2 pseudogenes are annotated in these 1,169 nt (G+C 77.1%); both read left to right on the top strand.

The features are described from left to right. Nucleotides 1–63: 63 nt before the first annotated feature. Nucleotides 64–819 (top strand): annotated as a pseudogene (locus I59_RS00010) (glycosyl hydrolase family 8); the annotation flags it as partial. After that, nucleotides 816–1,169 (top strand): annotated as a pseudogene (locus I59_RS00005) (hypothetical protein); the annotation flags it as partial. The pseudogenes I59_RS00010 and I59_RS00005, both read left to right, overlap by 4 nt.

Here is a 1,169-nt window from a genome sequence, read left to right as displayed (position 1 = left end):
CTGCTGACCGCCGACGACCTCCTCGCTGGGCGTTGACGCCGAAAGGGCGGCGTCGCGGACGAGCAGTCCGCGAGCGACGCCGACCTCGATGCCGCACGGGCGCTCGTGCTCGCCGGGAAGGCCTGGGACGAGCCGCGCTACACCGCCGCGGGCAAGCGGATCGCCGCCGCGATCCTCGACCACGAGACGGTCGAGACGGACGCCGGACGGATCCTCCTCGCGGGTCCGTGGGCCGACGAGGAACCGTACCGCTACGACGCCTCCTACGCCTCGCCCGCCGCGTACCGGATCCTCGCCCGCGCGACCGGCGACGACCGGTGGCGCGAGCTCGAGGCGGGCTCGCGCACCGTCACCGCCTCGCTCCTCGACGCGACCGACCTGCCGAGCGACTGGTCGCAGGTGCACGCCGACGGGTCGGTGGACCCCATGCCGACCTCGGCCGACGACGGGCGGGTCCTCTACGGCTACGACGCCATGCGGCTGCCGCTGCGGTACGCCGAGGCGTGCAGCAGCGCCGACCGGCGCCTGGCCGGTTCGATCGCCCCGACGCTCCGGCGCTCAACCCAGCTCGCGGCGCAGCTCGACCTCGGCGGGACCGCCGTGACCGGCGACACGAACGCACTCGCCTACGCCGCGCGCGCGGCTGCCGAGCAGGCCGCCGGCAGCGACTCCGCCGCCCGCGCCGACCTCGAGCGTGCGGACCGGACCGCCGCGACGACGCCGACGTACTACGGGGACGCATGGGCTGCGCTCGGCGCGACCATGCTCACCTCGGACGTCCTCGGCGGGTGCGCGACCAGCTCCGGGAGCGACTCGTGAGCCGCCGGACGGCGTCGCACCGGACTCCGGACGAGCCGCGCACGCACGGCCGTCGACGGACGCTGGCGATCGCGATCGGCGTCGCGGTGGTGCTCGCCGGCGGCGCCGTGGCCGGGGTGGCCGTCGCCGCGTCGAACGGGGACGAGAACCGTGCCGCGTCAGCCCCAGCCGCCGCGTCGGCATCGGCGTCGGCGGGCCGGTCGGACTCCGCGGGCCGGTCGGACTCGGCGGGCCGCTCGGCCTCCGCTGCCGACGGGTTCCAGGACCCCGCTGCCCCGGCAGCGGTCTCCACGGCGACGCCGGTCCGCGTCGCGATCCCCGCGATCGGGGGTCGAGCGGCCGGAGACCGC

The sequence above is a fragment of the Curtobacterium sp. B8 genome, from assembly GCF_000333315.1.
In the GTDB taxonomy this organism is placed as follows: Bacteria; Actinomycetota; Actinomycetes; order Actinomycetales; family Microbacteriaceae; genus Curtobacterium; species Curtobacterium luteum.
This window is presented reverse-complemented; position numbering and strand designations above follow the sequence as displayed.